We start from the raw sequence: 16,816 nt of genomic DNA, 5'->3' as shown, positions 1-16,816 counted from the left end.
CCATAAATCGGCGAGCGGGATGAAGCGCAAGGCGCACGGAGCACAGGAACCGGAGCATATGGGGTATATGTGAGGATTCCGCGCACCGCGCAACGCAGCGATTCGCCCGCGCAGCCATTTAGGCAGTGTTTCCTAGCGGCGTGCACGGCCCGAATAATACCATCCCATCGCCAGCCCCACGACCAGACCGCCCAGGTGTGCTTCGTTGGCCACGTTGCCGAAGCCCACGGCGGCAGCCATGTCGGTCATGGTGAAGACCATCCAGCCGAGCATGAATACCACCAGCATCTGGGGCACGAAGAAGCCGCTCTGTGGCGCCCGGCGAGACATCAGCCAGACATAGCCGAGCAAGGCGAAGTCGACGCCCGACATGCCGCCGAACAGCACGGTACCGGTAGCATACTGCGCCAGGTTGGCGCCAACGCCGGCCACCAGCAGGATCGCCAGCATGCGGCCGCTGCCCTGCAGCGTCTCGACCTGGCGGCCAAAATACCATAGCCACAGCATGTTGAAGATCAGGTGCATCCAGCCAAAGTGCAGAAAGGCTGGCGACAGCAGCCGCCATACCTGCCCCGAGGTCAGCGCATCGGAGAGGCTGCCAAAGGCCAGGCTGCCGTTGACGACCCCCACCGGCACGATGGTGAGCATCGCCACCACGATATCGCCCAGCACATGCATCAGGCCGAACACCAGCAGCGAAATGGCCAGCGCCGTAGCCGTGACCGGCGCCTGGCGGAAGGGAGCCGAGAGCGACGCATTGCCGGCGGATGTGCGGCGACGTTCCGGCATGATTCGCTCCCCGCGCTGCCAGCGAGTCAGCAGTTGCATCAAGGCATCATGCTGATCGGGGTCGGCAAGCCACAGCACCTGCCCCTCCGACTCCTCGGTAAAGCGGTGTCCGATCCGGTGGGCCCAGAGTGCACGGCGAAGCTCACGGGTATCCGTCTCGTGGGGAAACAGCATGATGCGGTACATGAACTCTCCCTGGACCATTACATAACAGTATCTTGCGCCGAACAGGGTCGTTTCTCAAATCGACCGGGCGCACAAAAAGAAAAATCCGGCGGAAGGGGGGCCGCCGGACAAGAGCAAGGGATCATTCAAGGGAACACCTATTCAGACGAGCGAGTGGTGAGGAAGTTCAGGACGTTCAGAAAAAAAGTTGTAAAAGTTTGTATCCTTGACTCAGTCGAAGTCGATTTCCCACGGCCGCGGCCTCGCCGCCGCCTCCTGGGGCACTCTCACCCACACGAAATGATTTGCATCGAGCCTTGTCTCCCCGCTCCAGCGATAGGCCACCAGACGACCGAACTTCACCGCGCTGTAGTCCAGACAGGCAATATTGGCCGTCGGCAACGCGGGCACCCCCTCGCACCAGTAGTGGCCGATGAACAGCGGCGGCTGCTCGAGGCCATAGTGAGGCAGACGCTCGAACTCGGCTTCGGTCAGTTCACGCTCCTCAAGATCGCCCGGTAGATTGTCGGGCTGAAAAATCACGTCGCCCCAGACACGCGGCTGCCGGGCCCAGAAGTGTGCCCTGAAGCTGCGCCGGGTAAAGCCATCGCCGGAGTGAATGGCAACCCCTTCAGGCAGTGGCAAGTGTACGCCACGGGTCAGGCGGTCGAGTACACGATAAGCCAGTGTGTCCGGCTGCACGGACTGCTGCAGGAACGCCTCGTCGATGATGCCACCGGGACATTCGCGTTCCAGCGCACCGATCAGCGACTGGTCCCAACAGGCGTGTACGACGCGAAAGGAACCGAAATCGAGATAGAGCGGGATGTCCATGAACCAGGCCAGGGTGTCGTCCCACTCCGCCGGATGATCGCGGTACTGGTCGAGGGTTTCCTTGATGATGCGGTTGTGGCGAGGCGTGTGTTCGCGCAGCCATTCACGGCCCAGGTGCTTCGGTGCACGATGGCAGTAGGCCAGCGCGTTATATTCATGGTTGCCCATGACGATATGCGCCTCGCCCTCTTCCACCATGCGCCGGACAATGCTTACCGCCAAGCGAATCCGCGGCCCCCGGTCGACCAGGTCACCGAGAAAGATCGCCTTGCGCCTTGGGTGGCGATAGACGCCGCCGCGCTGGTGATAGCCCAGCTTCTCGAGCAGTGCACCGAGGGTGGCACCGCAGCCATGCACGTCGCCGATCAGATCGTAGCCTTCGATAGCCGCCTCTCTCACATCAATCCCCCAGCCGGTTGCTCCAGCCCAGCTTGCTGCGTAGGACCTCGTAGAAGTTATGACCGAGCGGATGCACCAATTGCACCCGCTGGGCCTTGCGCTTCACCACCAGCACGTCGTCGGGCTTGGCCACGGCGCGGGTCTGGCCGTCACAGCTGATGTGGGGATAGGTCTGGTTGGTCTCGCCAATGTGCACGTGAATCTCACTGGCAGCATCGATGACGATGGGACGGCTGGAGAGCGTATGGGGAAACATCGGCACCAGCTCGATCACGTCCAGCTTGGGGTGCATGATCGAGCCGCCACCTGACAGCGCATAGGCGGTGGAGCCGGTAGGCGTGGCCATGATCAGGCCATCGCTGCGCTGGCTGCAGACGAACTGCTGATCGATGAACAGCTCGAATTCGATCATGCGCACCGCCTTGCCCGGATGCAGCACCACCTCGTTCAGCGCATCGCCACTACCCACCAGGGTGCCATCCCGATACAGCTCGGCATCCAGCAGGAAGCGCTCCTCGACCTCGAACTGACCATCCAGCACCTGGCCGACGCGCTCCTCGAGTTCGTCGGGTGAAATATCGGTGAGAAAGCCCAGCCGCCCACGATTGACTCCCAGCATCAGGGTGCCGCTGTGGCACAGCGTACGGGCCGCACCAAGCAGGCTGCCGTCGCCGCCCACCACGATGACCAGGTCGCAGAGCTCACCTAGAGTGCGCCGGCTCGCCTCCGGGTGACCATGATCGAGCAGCACGGTCGCAGTACGATCCTCGACAATCACATGCAAGCCGCGCTCATCGAGAAAGCGCATCAGCCGCTTCAAGGTCTCGACCACCTTGGCACTGCCCAGGCGGCCGATCAGACCGATGTTCTTGAACCCGTCGTGCTCTTTTTGCATGCCCTGGCCTCTCGGATCATGGCCGCTCATTATGGGCGTTGGCGAGTACCCCGGCAAACGCGCTCAGACCGTGACCGTAGCCCGGCGCTTCAGCCACCACTCGTTGAGCAGCAAGGAGCCGACGATGATGGCGCCCCCCAACGCCAGCCTCACCAGATCGGCATCTCGGTTCCAGATCACCAGGTTGACCGCAAGTCCAGCGGGTATCAGCGCATTGTTCATGATTGCCAGCGCACCGGCATCCACGCGGGTCGCACCAAGATTCCACAGGAAGTAGCCCAGCCCCGAGGCGACCAGACCAAGCCAGGCCAGCACTCCCCACTGCATGCCGGTAACAGGCATGGCTGAGGCGTTGCCGAGCAAGGCAAAAGCCGGCAACGCGATAACCAGGGCGCCGAGGTAGAACCAGGCAAAGACACTGTGACGCGGGAGTTCAGCGGGCAGGCCCGCAGAAAGGCGCCGATAGCCGACCTGTCCAAGCGCAAAGCAGAAATTGGCCCCCTGGACCACCAGGAAACCAAGCCAGAAGCCGCTGTCGACGCCGTCATAGCGGATTACGGCCGCCCCCAGTACTGCCAAGGCGGCCGTCAGCAGGTAGAACGGTGTGAAGCGCCCGAACAGGGCATCGTCCAGCAGCGTCACGTAGAGCGGCGTGAAGATGGTGAACAGCAGCACCTCCGGCACCGATAGCAGCAGGAAGGACTGGTAGAAAAAGATGTACATGATACCCAGTTGCACTGCACCCAGGCCCATGAGCGCGAGACGCTGACGACCTGCAAGCAACCTGGGACGCAGGAACGGCAGGAAAACCAGGGCTGCCAGACCGACGCGTATCAGCACCGCCAAGTAACTATCCACCTGACCGGCAAGGTAAACGCCGATCAGCGAGAACGAGAAGGCCCAGAGTACGGTGACGCCGACGAGATAGCCCACTGTTAACCTCTTATGCATTGACTGGTTGACCAGGGGGATTATACCGCTCTTGCCTTGCGCTTCAATGAGCGCTCTTCACACCCGGTCGCCTCGACAGGATTGCAAGGTCAATTCATGGACGCGGCGCCAAACCGTGAACTCTCTACTCCTATTGGCGATTCAGCCATCTCCATGCATAGAGACAGCCAGGCAGCCACCCCAACAGGGTCAGCAGCAGACTCACTACGACACGCCGAGCACCTCCCTGGGCAAGGCCGACGGCCAAGGGAGGCAGCATGATGGCAAGCGCCTTGAACGCAAAGCGCAGGGCGGGAGACACTTGCCAGGCCGGTGACACCGTCGAGGTCTTCGATGTCACCGTGCCACTGGCAGGGGGCAGGCCGTCATCGGGAGATGGTATGTACTCCTGCACCCCTGACACGTGCTGTTGCTTTCTCTTGGCCCTTTCATGTGCCTGACGGTGCGCCTCATGATCGATCTTCTGCTCGATGCCATCGGCACCTTCGGCCAATTCCTCATGGTAGCGCTCCCACTCCTCCCAGTCGTAAGGCGTGCCGGCTCTTGGCTTGTGCCCGCCGGCATGGCGAGCGCGATCCCACGCCTTTTCCTCCAGGGTATTGGGGCGCTCATCGTCGCGGCTACCGTCGAGCCCCTTACGCGCCAGGTACTCTCGTGCGTCCACCTGCTCCTCCTTCGCTGATCGCGACGCTGGATTTACCGCCCCAGCCTGCCAGTCGATATCTGCCTGCTTACTCCTCTTCGATCCACTTTGAGCCCGCGGTGTTCCGGCACACGACAGGCGACCGCCAGGAAAGCGCAACGTTGGCCAAGTGTTGAAGAGACTCATCCGGCGCGCAGCGTCTTGGCTATGCTGGGAGTATCCCCGCGCTCAAGAAGGAGATGCGCCATGCAGAACAGGGCACCCACCATCGTTCGTGAGATCATGTCCCGGGATTGCTATCGCGTCACAGCCAACACCTCGATCACCACACTCGCTGAAGGGTTGGCCCTGCACCGCCTGCCCGGCGTGCCGGTGGTCGACGAACACGATCATCTCATCGGCTTCATCTCGGAGCAGGATGTGCTGGGCAAGCTGCTGCAAAGCGCCTATCTCAACGATGAGGCTCCCTTGGTCAAGGAGTTGATGCGAAACGAAGTCCTTTCCGTGTCGCCCACCAAGAGCATCGCCGACCTGGCCCAGGAAATGCTCGGCCTGAAGCCCAAGGTCTTTCCGGTGACGGAGCAGGGCCGTCTTTGCGGCATCGTGACCCGGCGCGATGTGCTCACAGCCATCCTGCGCATGCGACATAGCTGACCTTTCCTACCCTCCCACCTCGCCGACCACCCACCTTCCCACCCTGCTGCCGGCCAGCCCGGCAGCAGGGTGGCTGCCTTTCCCTCGTGCACGCCATGCCTGGCGCACATAAAAAACGCCCATGACAGGGTCATGGGCGGAAAGATCGAAACTGCGAGCCAGAGCAACAGTGTTAGCGACTGCCATCGCGCTGTTGCCTGTATCAAATATGACAGCAGCAAGCAAAAAAGTTCGCCACTGTTCGATAATTTTTTGCCCGGACGGTGACCTGACCGCAAACCCTCCATCCGGAAGACCCCGGCTCAGGTACCTGGCGACCAAAGTGGTACAGGATGAAGCCTTGATAAAACAACAGGCTAGACAATCAGGAGCGGCAAAGCCATGGGACAGCTTGCAATACCCAAGCCCTTGGTTTTACTATCGAAACGCCTCGCGGGTGTAGCTCAATGGTAGAGCAGAAGCTTCCCAAGCTTAAGACGAGGGTTCGATTCCCTTCACCCGCTCCAGAACTCGCAGTGTGCGCTTGAGCAAGCTCCGCTTCGGCCTGCGCACCTGCCCCCAGCGCGGCTTCACCATGGCACTCTTCCTGCTCATCTTCGCCGTTTGCCTGCTCATCATTGGCGGCATGGTATTGATCCTGCTGTTTTCGCGCACTCCGCGCTATCGCACCGAGCCAGAACAGCTGCTGGAGCTGTTCGACAAGGCGCTCGACAACCAGGTGGGAGAGACCGAGTGGAACGTCGTGATCAACTACCCGATTCGCCACGATGACTACCTCGACGGTATAAGACGCCGTGCCCAGCACCTGATGCAGGAGCATGGCCGGCCCTGGCAGGTGGCCCAGGGCAAGTCCCTGCTCGACAAGACCGGTCGCGAGGAGTTGGCCGCCCTGCGCAACCACCTCGCTTCTCACCAGCGGCTGCGCGAGAAGCGGCGCGACGAGACGTAGGGTCGAGCAGGGTGTGGTATGCTGTACATGATAGCCAAGGGCGGAGGTCTTCATGTCCAGCATCATTCGCCAGATCCCTCTCGATACCGCAACCCAGCATCACGCTCACGACTTCCACCAGATCGTCATCGGTCTGCAGGGCCGGGCGGAGTTCGAAATCGAGGGCCTGGGAGGCGCCATATCGGCTTTCTCCGGCTGCATCGTGCCAGCCAACCATGTGCATTACTATGTCGGACAGGGGGAGAATCGCCAGCTCATCCTCGACCTCCCTGCCGATGCCCCCTCGCTCACCGGCTACCACCACGAGCTTTCACGCCTCTTCGATGCCCCGCGTTTCTTCGCCCTCGACCAGCCGCTCAAGCACTACCTCGATTTCCTGCTGCTGGAACAGAGCGGTTGCCCGGAGGATATGAGCGCTGCCCAGAGCGACCGGCTGGCTGCGACCTTTCTCGGCTGCCTGCATGCAAGGCTCGGTGGCACGCCTCCCCAGCCGAGAGTTCGGCAGCTGGACCTGGCCAAGCTCGACCACTTCATCGACCGGCACCTGGCCAACCCCATCGCGGTGGCCGATCTGGCCGCCCAGGCTTGCCTCAGCGAAGCCCATTTCCGCAGCCGTTTCCGTGAGCAGACCGGGCTTTCTCCTTGGCAGTACGTGCGCCGGCGCCGTCTTGAAGCAGCCTGTCGACTGCTCGAGGAGGGACGCATGCCACTCTCGCAAATCGCGTTGAACACCGGGTTTGCTCATCAGAGCGCTCTGTCCCACGCATTTCGCAGCGCCTATGGCTGCCCTCCCAGCCAATTTAGACGCAGCCTGCCGGATCGCCCCCCTGCCAGCCTGAACCGGCTAGATCATGCGACTTAAGTCTAACTATCAGGTTTTTCCCTGCATTCTGCCGCGTTTTACGTAAATTTTTCCGAATTTTTCACAAGCAGCCTTGCCAGTCCCTCCCTACAGTCAATGAAACATACCCATGCTCGGGCGGATCGCCCTGTGCATAACGTTTTGCCGTTTATGACGGTGGCAGTTCGGGGGACACCAATGCTCAACGCCAATTCCATGCTGGATGCTGCCTCATGGCAGCAAGAACTCGATAGCCTTTTTGCACGTATCAGCGATCACTATGTGGTTGACGAGGAAGTCTTCGTCAAGGAACTGGTCGATGTTCTCAGCGCCAACCCGGAAGATTTCCGGCGTATCGCAGGCAAGACTGCCGAACTCGTCCGCGAAGTCCGTGAAATGGACACGGCCGTCGATACGATCGACGAACTGCTGCAGCAATACAGCCTCGATACCCACGAAGGCCTGATGCTGATGTGTCTGGCCGAGGCCATGCTGCGCATCCCCGACAGCGCCACGGCCGATGCCCTGATCGAAGACAAGCTCGGCCCTGCCGACTGGAAGGCCCACATGGGCCAGAGCGACTCCTGGCTGGTCAATGCCTCGACCTGGGGCCTGCTGATGACCGGCCGTGTGGTGACGATGGACAAGCCTCGCGAAGGCAAGCCCTCCGGCTTCATCAACCGTATGGTCAACCGCATGGGCGAGCCGGTGATCCGCCGTGCCATGTACGAGGCGATGAAGATCATGGGCAAGCAGTTCGTGCTCGGCCGTGACATCGACGAAGCACTGAAGCGCTCCCGCCCGCTGTTCGACAAGGGCTACACCTACTCTTATGACATGCTCGGCGAGGCAGCACGTACCCGTGACGATGCCAAGCGCTACTTCGACGACTACGCTCGTGCCATCGAGCGAGTCGGCTTGACCGGCACCAAGCTCTCCGAGCGCACCCCGGCGCCTTCGGTGTCGATCAAGCTCTCGGCACTGCACCCCCGCTACGAGTTCGGCCGCCGTGAACAGATACTGCGCGAGCTGGTGGCCAGTGTGCGAGAGCTGGTCGTGCTGGCTCGCAAGCGTGATGTTGCCCTGACCATCGATGCCGAAGAGGTCGACCGGCTGGAGCTCTCGCTGGAAGTCTTCCGTGCCGTCTTCGAGAGCGAAGCCTGCAAGGGTTGGGGTCACTTCGGCCTGGTGGTGCAGGCCTACTCCAAGCGCGCACTGCCGGTGCTGCACTACCTCAACCGACTGGCCGACCGTCAGGGTGACGAGATCCCCGTACGCCTGGTCAAGGGTGCCTACTGGGACAGCGAGATCAAGGAGTCACAACAGCTTGGCGTCGAGGGGTATCCGGTCTATACCCGCAAGGCGTGTACCGACGTTGCCTACCTGGTCTGCGCGCGCTTCCTGCTCTCCGACCAGACTCGCGGGCGCATCTTCCCTCAGTTCGCGACGCACAACGCCCACACTATCAGCACTATTCTCGAGATGGGCAACGAGACAACGCGCCCGTTCGAATTTCAGCGCCTGCACGGCATGGGCGAAGCGCTTTACGATGCGGCGCTCAAGCGCGCCCCCAAGGGCACCTACTGCCGTATCTACGCACCGGTAGGGGCACACAAGGATCTGCTGCCCTATCTCGTGCGTCGCCTGCTCGAGAATGGCGCCAACTCCTCGTTCGTGCACCAGCTGGTCGATCCCAAGGTGCCGGTGGAATCGCTCTGCATCCATCCGGTCGAGACACTGGGGCAGTACAAGACCTATGCCAATCCGCGCATCCCGCTGCCCAAGGACATTTACGGCCCGAACCGTCCCAACTCAAAGGGCGTAAACCTCAACGTTCGCAGCCATTACGATCCACTGATGAAGGCCATGTCGGGGTTCATGGAGCGCAGCTACGAGGTCGGCCCGCTGCTGGCTTTCGAGGTGCCTCGCGATCCGGCCAACGTGCACGAGGTCTTCAGTCCGTATGACCGCAGTCAGCGCGTCGGCAGCGTGCAGTGGACCAGCCGCGACCAGGCCGCCCGCGCGGTGGATGCCGCCTGGGCCGCCTTCCCGCGCTGGGAGGCCACTCCCGTGGCCGAGCGGGCCGCCATCATTCGCCGCCTGGGCGACCTGATGGAGGAGAACCTGGCCGAGCTGATGGCGCTGTGCTCCCGCGAAGGCGGCAAGCTGCTCACCGACGGCGTGGACGAGATCCGCGAAGCGGTAGATTTCTGCCGCTACTATGCCATGCGTGCCGAAGAGCAGTTCGGCGAGGCCATCGAACTCCCTGGTCCCACCGGCGAATCGAATCGCCTGATGCTCTCCGGCAAGGGGGTCTTCGCCGCCATCAGCCCGTGGAACTTCCCGGTGGCGATCTTTTGCGGCCAGATGGTGGCTGCCGCAGTGGCCGGCAACAGCGTCCTGGCCAAGCCCGCCGAGCAGACTTCCGTCGTCGCCCACCGGGTGGTGGAACTGCTGTATGAAGCCGGCATGCCACGTGACGTGGTCCAGCTGCTGCCCGGCGACGGCCCCACCGTGGGCAGCGTGCTCACCTCCGACCCGCGCATTACCGGGGTCGCCTTTACCGGCGGCACCGACACCGCGCAAATCATCAACCGCGCCCTGGCCGCCCGTGAGAACGCTCCGCTACCGGCGCTGGTCGCCGAAACCGGGGGCATGAATGCGCTGATCGTCGACTCCACCGCCCTGCCCGAGCAGGTGGTGGCGGACGTGATCCAGTCGGCCTTCCAGAGTGCCGGCCAGCGCTGCAGCGCCCTGCGCGTGCTCTACCTGCAGGAGGACGTAGCCGACCGCGTCATCGAGATCCTGCGCGGCGCCATGGACGAGCTGCACGTGGGAGATCCCCGCGACCTGGGTACCGACGTGGGCCCGGTGATCGACGAGGATGCCCGCAAGGGGCTGCAGGCCCACATCGAGAAACTCAAGGGCGAGGGGCGCCTGCTGGCCGAGACGCGCCTCGATCCGGCTCACACTGCACATGGCACCTTCGTGCCGCCGGTGGCCTTCCGCATCGATGCCATCGACGCCCTGGATCGGGAGCAGTTCGGCCCGGTACTGCATGTGGTGAGCTACAAGTCGAGCGAGATCGAGCAGGTGCTCGAATCGATCAATGCCAGAGGCTATGGACTGACGTTCGGCGTACACAGCCGGAATGAATCCTTTGCCCAGCTCGTCGCGCAGAAAATTCGTGTTGGCAATGTGTACATCAACCGGAATATCATCGGCGCCGTCGTCGGTGTCCAACCCTTCGGTGGACAAGGGCTTTCCGGAACGGGGCCCAAGGCGGGCGGGCCGCACTACCTGCTGCGTTTCGCCACAGAGAAGACCGTCACCGTCAATACCGCCGCGCTGGGCGGCAACGCATCACTGCTTGCGCTGGGAGACGAGTGATCACGCTCGTCATTGACCACAACAACATTGAAGGAAACCCCAATGGTTGAGAACAACATGGCTATCGGTTTCACCTTCGTGGTGTACCTCTTGCTGATGCTGGGTATCGGCATCGTTGCCTACCAACGCACCACCAACCTGTCGGATTACATCCTGGGTGGCCGCTCGCTCGGCCCCTGGACCTCGGCGATCTCCGCCGGGGCATCCGACATGTCGGGCTGGCTGCTGCTGGGCCTGCCGGGCGCTGCCTACGTCAGCGGCATTTCGGCCAGCTGGATCGCCGTGGGCCTGCTGATCGGAACCTGGCTCAACTGGCTGGTCGTGGCACGCCGCCTGCGACTCTACAGCTTCAAGGTCAGCGACGCCCTCACCCTGCCGGAGTATTTCGCCAACCGCTTCAACGACAAGACGCAGCTGCTGCGTGTGATCTCGGCGATCTTCATCCTGATGTTCTTCCTCTTCTACACCAGCTCGGGCCTGGTCGCCGGCGGGCGCCTGTTCGAGACGGTGTTCGGCTATGACTACACCCTTGCCGTCACCATCGGCACCATCGCGGTGATCTCCTACACCTTCTTCGGCGGGTTCCTGGCGGTTTCCTGGACCGACCTGATCCAGGGCCTGATGATGGCCGCCGCACTCGCCATCGTGCCGATCATCGCCTTCGGCGACCTGGGCGGCACAGCCGGTGCCGGCGCCGCTCTCGCGGCGGAAAGCGAATACATGCTGGCCTGGTTCCGCGACGCCTCCACCGGTGAAGCGCTGACCCTCATCGGCATCGTCAGCTCGCTGGCCTGGGGCCTGGGCTATTTCGGCCAGCCGCACATCCTGGCACGCTTCGCGGCCATCCGCAGCGACCGTGACATTCCCGCGGCCCGCCGCATCGCCGTGACCTGGACCGCCATCGCCCTGATCAGCTCGGTGGCCGTGGGCCTGCTCGGCGTCGGCTTCGTTCAGCGCGACCTGGCCGATGGCGAAACCGTGTTCATGGTGATGGTCAATCTGATCTTCCACCCGGTGATCGCCGGCATCCTGCTCGCCGCCATCCTGGCTGCGATCATGTCCACCGCCGACTCGCAGCTGCTGGTCTCCTCCTCGGCGCTGACCGACGACTTCTACAAGGCGATCTTCCGCAAGGATGCCAGCCAGACCGAGCTGGTCTGGGTCGGCCGCTTCGCCGTGATCGGCATCGCCATCATTGCCTACCTGCTGGCGCTCAACCCCGATGCCACGGTGCTCGACCTGGTCGCCTACGCCTGGGCGGGTTTCGGTGCCGCATTTGGCCCGGCGCTGATCATGTCGCTCTACTGGCGCCGCATGAACAAGTGGGGAGCGCTGGCCGGCATCGTCACCGGCGGCGTGACCGTGGTGGTATGGGCCGAGATCTCGGGCGGCCTCTTCGACCTCTACGAGATCGTGCCGGGCGTGATTCTGGCCTACATCGCCATCGTGGTGGCAAGTCTTGCCACCGAAGAGCCGGACCTGCGCGTCACCGCCGACTTCGATACCTTCGATGAGGCATGACCGGAAGGCGCCAGCATCCTGGCGCCCCTCAACGCGAGAAAGCCGCCTACGGGCGGCTTTCTCGTCACACCTCGCATCACTTTCAACTCTCATGTCAGCCATAGCGCCCGCAGGAGGACGATCGCCGTAAAGATCGCCAACGCCACCAGGCTGGCCGCCGGCTGAGTGGCTTGACACAGCCAGTGGCGCCGAAACTCCAGCCCCAGCGGGCGCATGAAGGCGGCACCCAGCGCCCAGACGCCCAGTGCGATGACGGGGAGCCGCAGGGCCATGGACATGCCGCTGATGAGCTCGGGGCGAACCAGCAGCCACAGCGCCAGCGCCGCGGCCAGTAACATTGCCCCCATGGTGAGCCAGATCGCCCCCGCCTGAGCTTCTGTTCGCATCGCCTGCCTCCCGCTTTTCCTACACAAGGCTTAGCTGCATCTGAGTAGATGCGCCATGCTGCGCCGCATCATTACTTGTACAATTACTCACCTGGCGTTACCAGATTCGTTTCTTTGAAATTAGACAACCATGGGATTAAGTCTCTCAATCCAAGCTATCAATGCGATAACAAAATTAAACAAGACTTTTAGAAACACTGTTCTTATAGTTTCAAGAGTCCAACGCTGCCGGATCCATGGCTCAAGAAAATCAGGAGGACGCTGTGATGAAACCGACTCGTCTCATTCCCGTGATGGCCCTTGCGGCCACCCCGCTCTTTGCCAGCCAGGCGGTGCTCGCCTACAGCGCCGGCGACACCTTCGTGCGCGGCGGCTTCGCCCAGACAGATACACGCTCCGATAACGGTGTGCTCGACAGTGTCAGCAGCGGTGAGACCGGCTTTACCTTTGGTGCCGGCTACCTGTTCACCGACCAGTTCGGCATCGAACTGAACAGCTCGGAGAAGATCGAGCACACCTTCAGCGCCGGTGGGGAATCCAATACCCTAGACCGCATGCCGGTGAACCTGATGGCCAACTACTATCCGCTGGGCGGCTTCGACTCCCGGGTGCAGCCCTATGTGGGCGCCGGCCTCAACTACACCCGCTTCTCGGGGGAGCCAGAGGGTGTCGATGCACGCCGCTCCTATGGCGCCGTTGGCCAGGTGGGGGTCGACCTGGCCGTGACCGACAACTTCATGCTCAACGGCTTTGCCAACTATGCCGATGTGGATTCCCGCATTTCAGTCGATGGAGAGCGCATCGGTACCGCCAAGGTCGATCCGATGACCATCGGCGGCGGTGTCACCTTTCGCTTCTGAAGCGTAGCCACCTCTCCTTCACACGCCGGGCCCTAGCCCGGCGTCTTGCTTTCAGGTCGTCAGGCAAATCCACAGCCAAGCATAAGAAGCATTAAAAATACCCGTTTAGTCTCAGATAAAACCATTGCCCTGGATCAAGATTTATTATTCATGCGCTGAGTAGACTGACTTCGTTTTAAAGCAGCCTTGAGCTGTCCCATTGGAAACGACAGGAGTCGACCCATGCGCAAGCAAGCTGTTCCCACCCTGCTGACTGCCGGCCTGGCGGCCACCGCTCTTCTGGCCAGCAGCCAGGCCCTCGCCTACAGCGAGGGCGACTTCATTACTCGCGTGGGCGTCGCCCATGTCGACCCCAAGAGCAACAATGGAACCCTGGACGGCGGCATTGATGTCGACGTACGCAGCGATACCAACCTGGGCTTCACCCTGGGCTACCTGTTCCACGACAACTTCGGCGTCGAGCTGCTGGCGGCGCTTCCGTTCAAGCATGACATCCGTCTTGCGGATGGAGCGATCGATGCCTCCACCAAGCATCTGCCACCGACCCTGACCGTGCAGTACTACCCGCTGGGCGGCAGCGGCGCCCAGGTGCAGCCCTACGCCGGCATCGGCCTCAACTACACCAACTTCTTCAGTGAAGAGATTGACCTTCCGAATGTTGATTTAGACCTCAGCAGCTCCTGGGGCCTGGCCGGCCAACTGGGCATGGACGTGCGCCTGGATGATAACTGGGGCCTCAACGTCGCTGCCTGGTATATCGATATCGACTCCGATGTAAAACTCAATGGTGAGAAGGTGGGCAAGACCAGCATCGACCCCTGGGTATTCATGGCCGGCATCAGCTACCGCTTCTGATGTGAACGGCACCAACGCAGCAGGCCCGCCATGGCGGGCCTGCTGCGTTGGTGCGGAAGCTGACTCCGCTTCAGCGCGGTGAGTGGCGCGACAGCCCCAACTGCGCCAGGGTGGGCTCGTCGAGGCCACGAACTGCATCGACCTGGGCCAGGCGGCGGTGGTAGTCGGCACTGAGGAAGGGTTCACCAGCCAGCAGATGCTCCAGGTACTCGTGCGCGGGCCTGAGTGAGGGGGCGGTCATGCCGGGCGCGGCGATATACACCCAGGCCTCGATCGCCCCCTCCAGGGTGACGATGGGCAGGCGGTGGCGCTCATACTCCAGGGGATAGCCCTCAAAGGGGTCCATCCGTTCGATCTGGCGAGGCTCGAGCAGCTCGAAGAGCGCCCCTTCGACACGCTCCCCAGCGAGCGGAACCACGTTGGCATGGGCGATGCCGCTGACGCGCGAGGCCTTGTCGAACCGCAGCGCATGGTCGCGCAGCGTTCCCGCCAGGCTGCGGCGTGTCGTGCCGATGCGTGCCTCGACTCGCGCCACGTTCATGTTACTGCCATAAGCGAAGTAGTAAGGCATCAATCTCGGTCGTCGCTCAGTTCTCGGTGACCAGACGGTCGATCTCTTCCACTGCCTTGCACATCAGCAGCCGGTCGCTGGCGCGAGAGCCCTGCTGAGCCAGGTAGGTATCGACCACCGGAGCCACCTCGCATGTCGCTGGCATCGGCGCCCTGGCCTCGACCAGCGCATCGAGACGAGCAATGAACACGAATCGCAGCCATTGCGGCAGCTCCATGGTATCGATGCAGAACGGCTGCTGGCTCTCGTAGGCTTCGGGTGCAGGCGTGCTCATGCGCCACATGTTGGTAGCCTTCATCGTCGCTTCGAGACGGCGCAAGGCCACATCGAGCTCATCATGGACCGTCATGTCGGGATACCGGCTGTGGGTTTCCCTACATTATCCAGACAGCCTGCCCACCTGGCCAGCACCGCACCGGACTGTTCACAGTTTCACTGAAAGAGGCTGTGGATAAGCTCTGGAAAGACGTCTCGGTAGCAGAGAATCCGCGGCATCGCCAACCATGGTTATTTCTTGACCAGCCGGTTGCCTGATACATGGAGGGGTGGCTGACAAGCGGCGGCCCTCCAATGTAGAGTGCACGCTGAAAAGGGAGCCGATATGCAGCCGATCCACACGCTTCATGATTTCTTTGACCGCACGGGAGCTGACGTGCGCCTCTACCATATGGGGCGTCGGGTCGAGCCGTGCCTCAGGGAGACCCTGGCCAGCCTCGAGCTGGATGCCGCTCCATGGCCCCTGCCCTGGCAAGGCCAGGCTCGCCTGAGCATCGTCTTCCGCCTGGGTGACCTGGCCGATCCGCTGATCTGGTTCCTAGCACTTCCGCTGGACGAACAGGGCCAGTTGGTGCCGGCTCCCCGGGATGCCTTTCTGCAGCGCCTGCTGGTCACACTGGGGGAGACCGTGGCGCGGGTAGGCCAGGAATCGAGCCAGGAGATCGACAACCTGATGCATGACAACCCGCTGGCCTTCACGCCCTCCCTACCCTTCCAGGCGGTGCTGCACGCCATGGCCAAGCGCGACTTGGGCAAGTCGGCGAGCCCGCACCTAGAGCCGGTGGAAGCCTACCTCAGCGGACAACAGCAGGTGGACTGGCAGTTCCTTGGCCTGCAGGGGCTGGCCGATTACGCTGTGCGCCTCGATGAGCAGGCGGCCCGATCGCTTGTCGCGACCCTGCCAAACCTGCCGGAGGAGGTGCTGGTCTCTCTTTGCTACTGTCTGGAACATGTCGCAGTCCCGGACTCACTCGCCGAGGCGCTGCGAGAAAGAGGAGAGCGGGCTGCTGAAGCAGGGAATGTCGAAACCCTGTGCGCCTGTGTCCGAGCGGTCGGGCATGCCAGCCCGGCCGTCGCCGGTAACTGGTATGATGCCCTGCTCGATGACCCTGCCGCGTGCGGCCCCGACCTGCTGGCTGCGCTCGCCGGCCGTGGCTGGAATCACCTGGAAGATGGCAAACGCCTGCCGCGCTTCCTGACCCGCCTGGCGGCTCAGCCGAAAGCCGATTTCGCCGCAGTGGCTCGCGACCTGGCACTGATACCTCGCCTGCGCCTTCCGGTGTTGATGGTACTTCGCGAGGCCACGCAAGACTCCCCCATCGGCCAGCGCCTGGCCGGCCTGGGCCACTGAGTATGGAAAGCCTGGAATAAAGCCATGAAGGAACTGCCCTATACTCCCAAGGCTGTCATCGGCCGGCTGGAAATGGTGACGCTGCCGACTATCGGCATGACGCTGTGTGCCAAGATAGACACGGGGGCTCGCACCTCCTCGCTGCACGCTGAGGATATCGAGATTTTCGAGGAGGAAGGCCACCTCTGGGTCAGCTTTACGACCCGCAACGGCGGGCTGGAATCGCCTCCGCACGTCTATCGCACCCACCTTCATGACCGCCGCAAGGTGATGAGTTCCAACGGCCAGAAGGAGTGGCGCTACGTGATCCGTACGCCGATGCAGTTGGGCCAACTGGAGGTGATGGTGGAGCTGACCCTGGCCGACCGCAGTGACATGCGTTACCCCATGCTGTTGGGAAGGCGCGCGCTTAGCCGATTGCTGGTGGCGCCAGGCGTCACCTTCCTGCATGGCGAACCCTGACCCCACCCGGCAATCCGTACCGGA

17 protein-coding genes and 1 tRNA gene are annotated in these 16,816 nt (G+C 62.4%); 10 read left to right on the top strand and 8 right to left on the bottom strand.

Annotation, left to right across the window (positions count from 1 at the left end; translation table 11 throughout):
* Positions 1-132: 132 nt before the first annotated feature.
* The 5 genes from H1D44_RS14055 to H1D44_RS14035 all read right to left on the bottom strand — a co-directional run bounded on the left by H1D44_RS14055 (position 133) and on the right by H1D44_RS14035 (position 4,697).
* Positions 133-975 carry a rhomboid family intramembrane serine protease gene (locus H1D44_RS14055; protein ID WP_181515482.1) on the bottom strand — a complete coding sequence of 281 codons (843 nt, stop codon included), beginning with the start codon at positions 973-975 and terminating at the stop codon, positions 133-135.
* Between the two features lie 210 nt (positions 976-1,185).
* Complete coding sequence (locus H1D44_RS14050; RefSeq protein WP_181515514.1) at positions 1,186-2,172, bottom strand: metallophosphoesterase; 987 nt, start codon at positions 2,170-2,172, stop codon at positions 1,186-1,188.
* Between the two features lie 16 nt (positions 2,173-2,188).
* Positions 2,189-3,082 carry an NAD(+) kinase gene (locus tag H1D44_RS14045; RefSeq protein WP_181515481.1) on the bottom strand — a complete coding sequence of 298 codons (894 nt, stop codon included), beginning with the start codon at positions 3,080-3,082 and terminating at the stop codon, positions 2,189-2,191.
* Between the two features lie 63 nt (positions 3,083-3,145).
* Positions 3,146-4,015, bottom strand: coding sequence for a carboxylate/amino acid/amine transporter (locus H1D44_RS14040; protein WP_181515480.1), 870 nt, complete (start codon positions 4,013-4,015; stop codon positions 3,146-3,148).
* A gap of 148 nt (positions 4,016-4,163) precedes the next feature.
* Complete coding sequence (locus tag H1D44_RS14035; protein WP_181515479.1) at positions 4,164-4,697, bottom strand: YqaE/Pmp3 family membrane protein; 534 nt, start codon at positions 4,695-4,697, stop codon at positions 4,164-4,166.
* Positions 4,698-4,922: 225 nt separating this feature from the next.
* Between H1D44_RS14035 and H1D44_RS14030 the strand changes: the two genes are divergently transcribed.
* The 6 genes from H1D44_RS14030 to putP all read left to right on the top strand — a co-directional run bounded on the left by H1D44_RS14030 (position 4,923) and on the right by putP (position 12,031).
* A complete protein-coding gene (locus H1D44_RS14030) occupies positions 4,923-5,330 on the top strand; it encodes a CBS domain-containing protein (protein ID WP_181515478.1) in 408 nt (135 codons plus the stop codon).
* A gap of 432 nt (positions 5,331-5,762) precedes the next feature.
* Positions 5,763-5,836: transfer RNA gene (locus H1D44_RS14025), tRNA-Gly, on the top strand.
* A gap of 68 nt (positions 5,837-5,904) precedes the next feature.
* Positions 5,905-6,279 carry a hypothetical protein gene (locus H1D44_RS14020; protein ID WP_181515513.1) on the top strand — a complete coding sequence of 125 codons (375 nt, stop codon included), beginning with the start codon at positions 5,905-5,907 and terminating at the stop codon, positions 6,277-6,279.
* 52 nt (positions 6,280-6,331) lie between these two features.
* Complete coding sequence (locus H1D44_RS14015; protein WP_181515477.1) at positions 6,332-7,141, top strand: AraC family transcriptional regulator; 810 nt, start codon at positions 6,332-6,334, stop codon at positions 7,139-7,141.
* A gap of 177 nt (positions 7,142-7,318) precedes the next feature.
* Positions 7,319-10,510 (top strand): bifunctional proline dehydrogenase/L-glutamate gamma-semialdehyde dehydrogenase PutA, encoded by a 3,192-nt coding sequence (gene putA, locus H1D44_RS14010; RefSeq protein WP_181515476.1) that lies wholly within the window; start codon positions 7,319-7,321, stop codon positions 10,508-10,510.
* A gap of 42 nt (positions 10,511-10,552) precedes the next feature.
* Positions 10,553-12,031 carry a sodium/proline symporter PutP gene (putP, locus tag H1D44_RS14005; protein WP_181515475.1) on the top strand — a complete coding sequence of 493 codons (1,479 nt, stop codon included), beginning with the start codon at positions 10,553-10,555 and terminating at the stop codon, positions 12,029-12,031.
* 89 nt (positions 12,032-12,120) lie between these two features.
* On the opposite strand, the gene H1D44_RS14000 is transcribed toward putP, so the two are convergent.
* Positions 12,121-12,417 (bottom strand): hypothetical protein, encoded by a 297-nt coding sequence (locus H1D44_RS14000; RefSeq protein ID WP_181515474.1) that lies wholly within the window; start codon positions 12,415-12,417, stop codon positions 12,121-12,123.
* 266 nt (positions 12,418-12,683) lie between these two features.
* Here H1D44_RS14000 and H1D44_RS13995 point away from each other — a divergent pair, with 266 nt between their 5' ends.
* Positions 12,684-13,277: an OmpW/AlkL family protein gene (locus tag H1D44_RS13995; protein ID WP_181515473.1), complete on the top strand. Its 594-nt coding sequence runs from the start codon at positions 12,684-12,686 to the stop codon at positions 13,275-13,277.
* Positions 13,278-13,499: 222 nt separating this feature from the next.
* On the top strand, positions 13,500-14,132 hold the full coding sequence (locus H1D44_RS13990) for an OmpW/AlkL family protein (protein ID WP_181515472.1): 633 nt from the start codon (positions 13,500-13,502) through the stop codon (positions 14,130-14,132).
* Positions 14,133-14,202: 70 nt separating this feature from the next.
* On the opposite strand, the gene H1D44_RS13985 is transcribed toward H1D44_RS13990, so the two are convergent.
* Both H1D44_RS13985 and H1D44_RS13980 read right to left on the bottom strand, forming a co-directional pair.
* Positions 14,203-14,703, bottom strand: coding sequence for a gamma-glutamylcyclotransferase family protein (locus H1D44_RS13985; RefSeq protein ID WP_181515471.1), 501 nt, complete (start codon positions 14,701-14,703; stop codon positions 14,203-14,205).
* 16 nt (positions 14,704-14,719) lie between these two features.
* The gene (locus H1D44_RS13980) at positions 14,720-15,052 is read right to left on the bottom strand and encodes a YqcC family protein (protein WP_181515470.1); all 333 of its coding nucleotides are present in this window, start codon (positions 15,050-15,052) and stop codon (positions 14,720-14,722) included.
* Between the two features lie 252 nt (positions 15,053-15,304).
* On the opposite strand from H1D44_RS13980, the gene H1D44_RS13975 reads away from it, so the two are divergent.
* Both H1D44_RS13975 and H1D44_RS13970 read left to right on the top strand, forming a co-directional pair.
* Positions 15,305-16,330: a DUF3549 family protein gene (locus H1D44_RS13975; RefSeq protein ID WP_181515469.1), complete on the top strand. Its 1,026-nt coding sequence runs from the start codon at positions 15,305-15,307 to the stop codon at positions 16,328-16,330.
* A 24-nt stretch (positions 16,331-16,354) separates the two neighbouring features.
* Positions 16,355-16,792, top strand: a complete 438-nt coding sequence (locus H1D44_RS13970) for an ATP-dependent zinc protease family protein (RefSeq protein ID WP_181515468.1) — start codon at positions 16,355-16,357, stop codon at positions 16,790-16,792.
* Positions 16,793-16,816: the final 24 nt, after the last annotated feature.

Source organism: Billgrantia kenyensis (assembly GCF_013697085.1).
GTDB lineage: Bacteria > Pseudomonadota > Gammaproteobacteria > Pseudomonadales > Halomonadaceae > Halomonas > Halomonas kenyensis.
The sequence above is the reverse complement of the archived record's forward strand: the minus strand, read 5'-3'. Positions and strand labels throughout refer to the sequence as shown.

What these genes read in the sequence shown, in the direction of transcription:
- H1D44_RS14055 (WP_181515482.1), bottom strand. Translation starts at nt 975, where the DNA reads ATGTACCGCATCATGCTGTTTCCCCACGAGACGGATACCCGTGAGCTT.
- H1D44_RS14045 (WP_181515481.1), bottom strand. Translation starts at nt 3,082, where the DNA reads ATGCAAAAAGAGCACGACGGGTTCAAGAACATCGGTCTGATCGGCCGC.
- H1D44_RS14030 (WP_181515478.1), top strand. Translation starts at nt 4,923, where the DNA reads ATGCAGAACAGGGCACCCACCATCGTTCGTGAGATCATGTCCCGGGAT.
- H1D44_RS14020 (WP_181515513.1), top strand. Translation starts at nt 5,905, where the DNA reads ATGGCACTCTTCCTGCTCATCTTCGCCGTTTGCCTGCTCATCATTGGC.
- H1D44_RS14015 (WP_181515477.1), top strand. Translation starts at nt 6,332, where the DNA reads ATGTCCAGCATCATTCGCCAGATCCCTCTCGATACCGCAACCCAGCAT.
- putA (WP_181515476.1), top strand. Translation starts at nt 7,319, where the DNA reads ATGCTCAACGCCAATTCCATGCTGGATGCTGCCTCATGGCAGCAAGAA.
- putP (WP_181515475.1), top strand. Translation starts at nt 10,553, where the DNA reads ATGGTTGAGAACAACATGGCTATCGGTTTCACCTTCGTGGTGTACCTC.
- H1D44_RS14000 (WP_181515474.1), bottom strand. Translation starts at nt 12,417, where the DNA reads ATGCGAACAGAAGCTCAGGCGGGGGCGATCTGGCTCACCATGGGGGCA.
- H1D44_RS13995 (WP_181515473.1), top strand. Translation starts at nt 12,684, where the DNA reads ATGAAACCGACTCGTCTCATTCCCGTGATGGCCCTTGCGGCCACCCCG.
- H1D44_RS13990 (WP_181515472.1), top strand. Translation starts at nt 13,500, where the DNA reads ATGCGCAAGCAAGCTGTTCCCACCCTGCTGACTGCCGGCCTGGCGGCC.
- H1D44_RS13985 (WP_181515471.1), bottom strand. Translation starts at nt 14,703, where the DNA reads ATGCCTTACTACTTCGCTTATGGCAGTAACATGAACGTGGCGCGAGTC.
- H1D44_RS13980 (WP_181515470.1), bottom strand. Translation starts at nt 15,052, where the DNA reads ATGACGGTCCATGATGAGCTCGATGTGGCCTTGCGCCGTCTCGAAGCG.
- H1D44_RS13975 (WP_181515469.1), top strand. Translation starts at nt 15,305, where the DNA reads ATGCAGCCGATCCACACGCTTCATGATTTCTTTGACCGCACGGGAGCT.
- H1D44_RS13970 (WP_181515468.1), top strand. Translation starts at nt 16,355, where the DNA reads ATGAAGGAACTGCCCTATACTCCCAAGGCTGTCATCGGCCGGCTGGAA.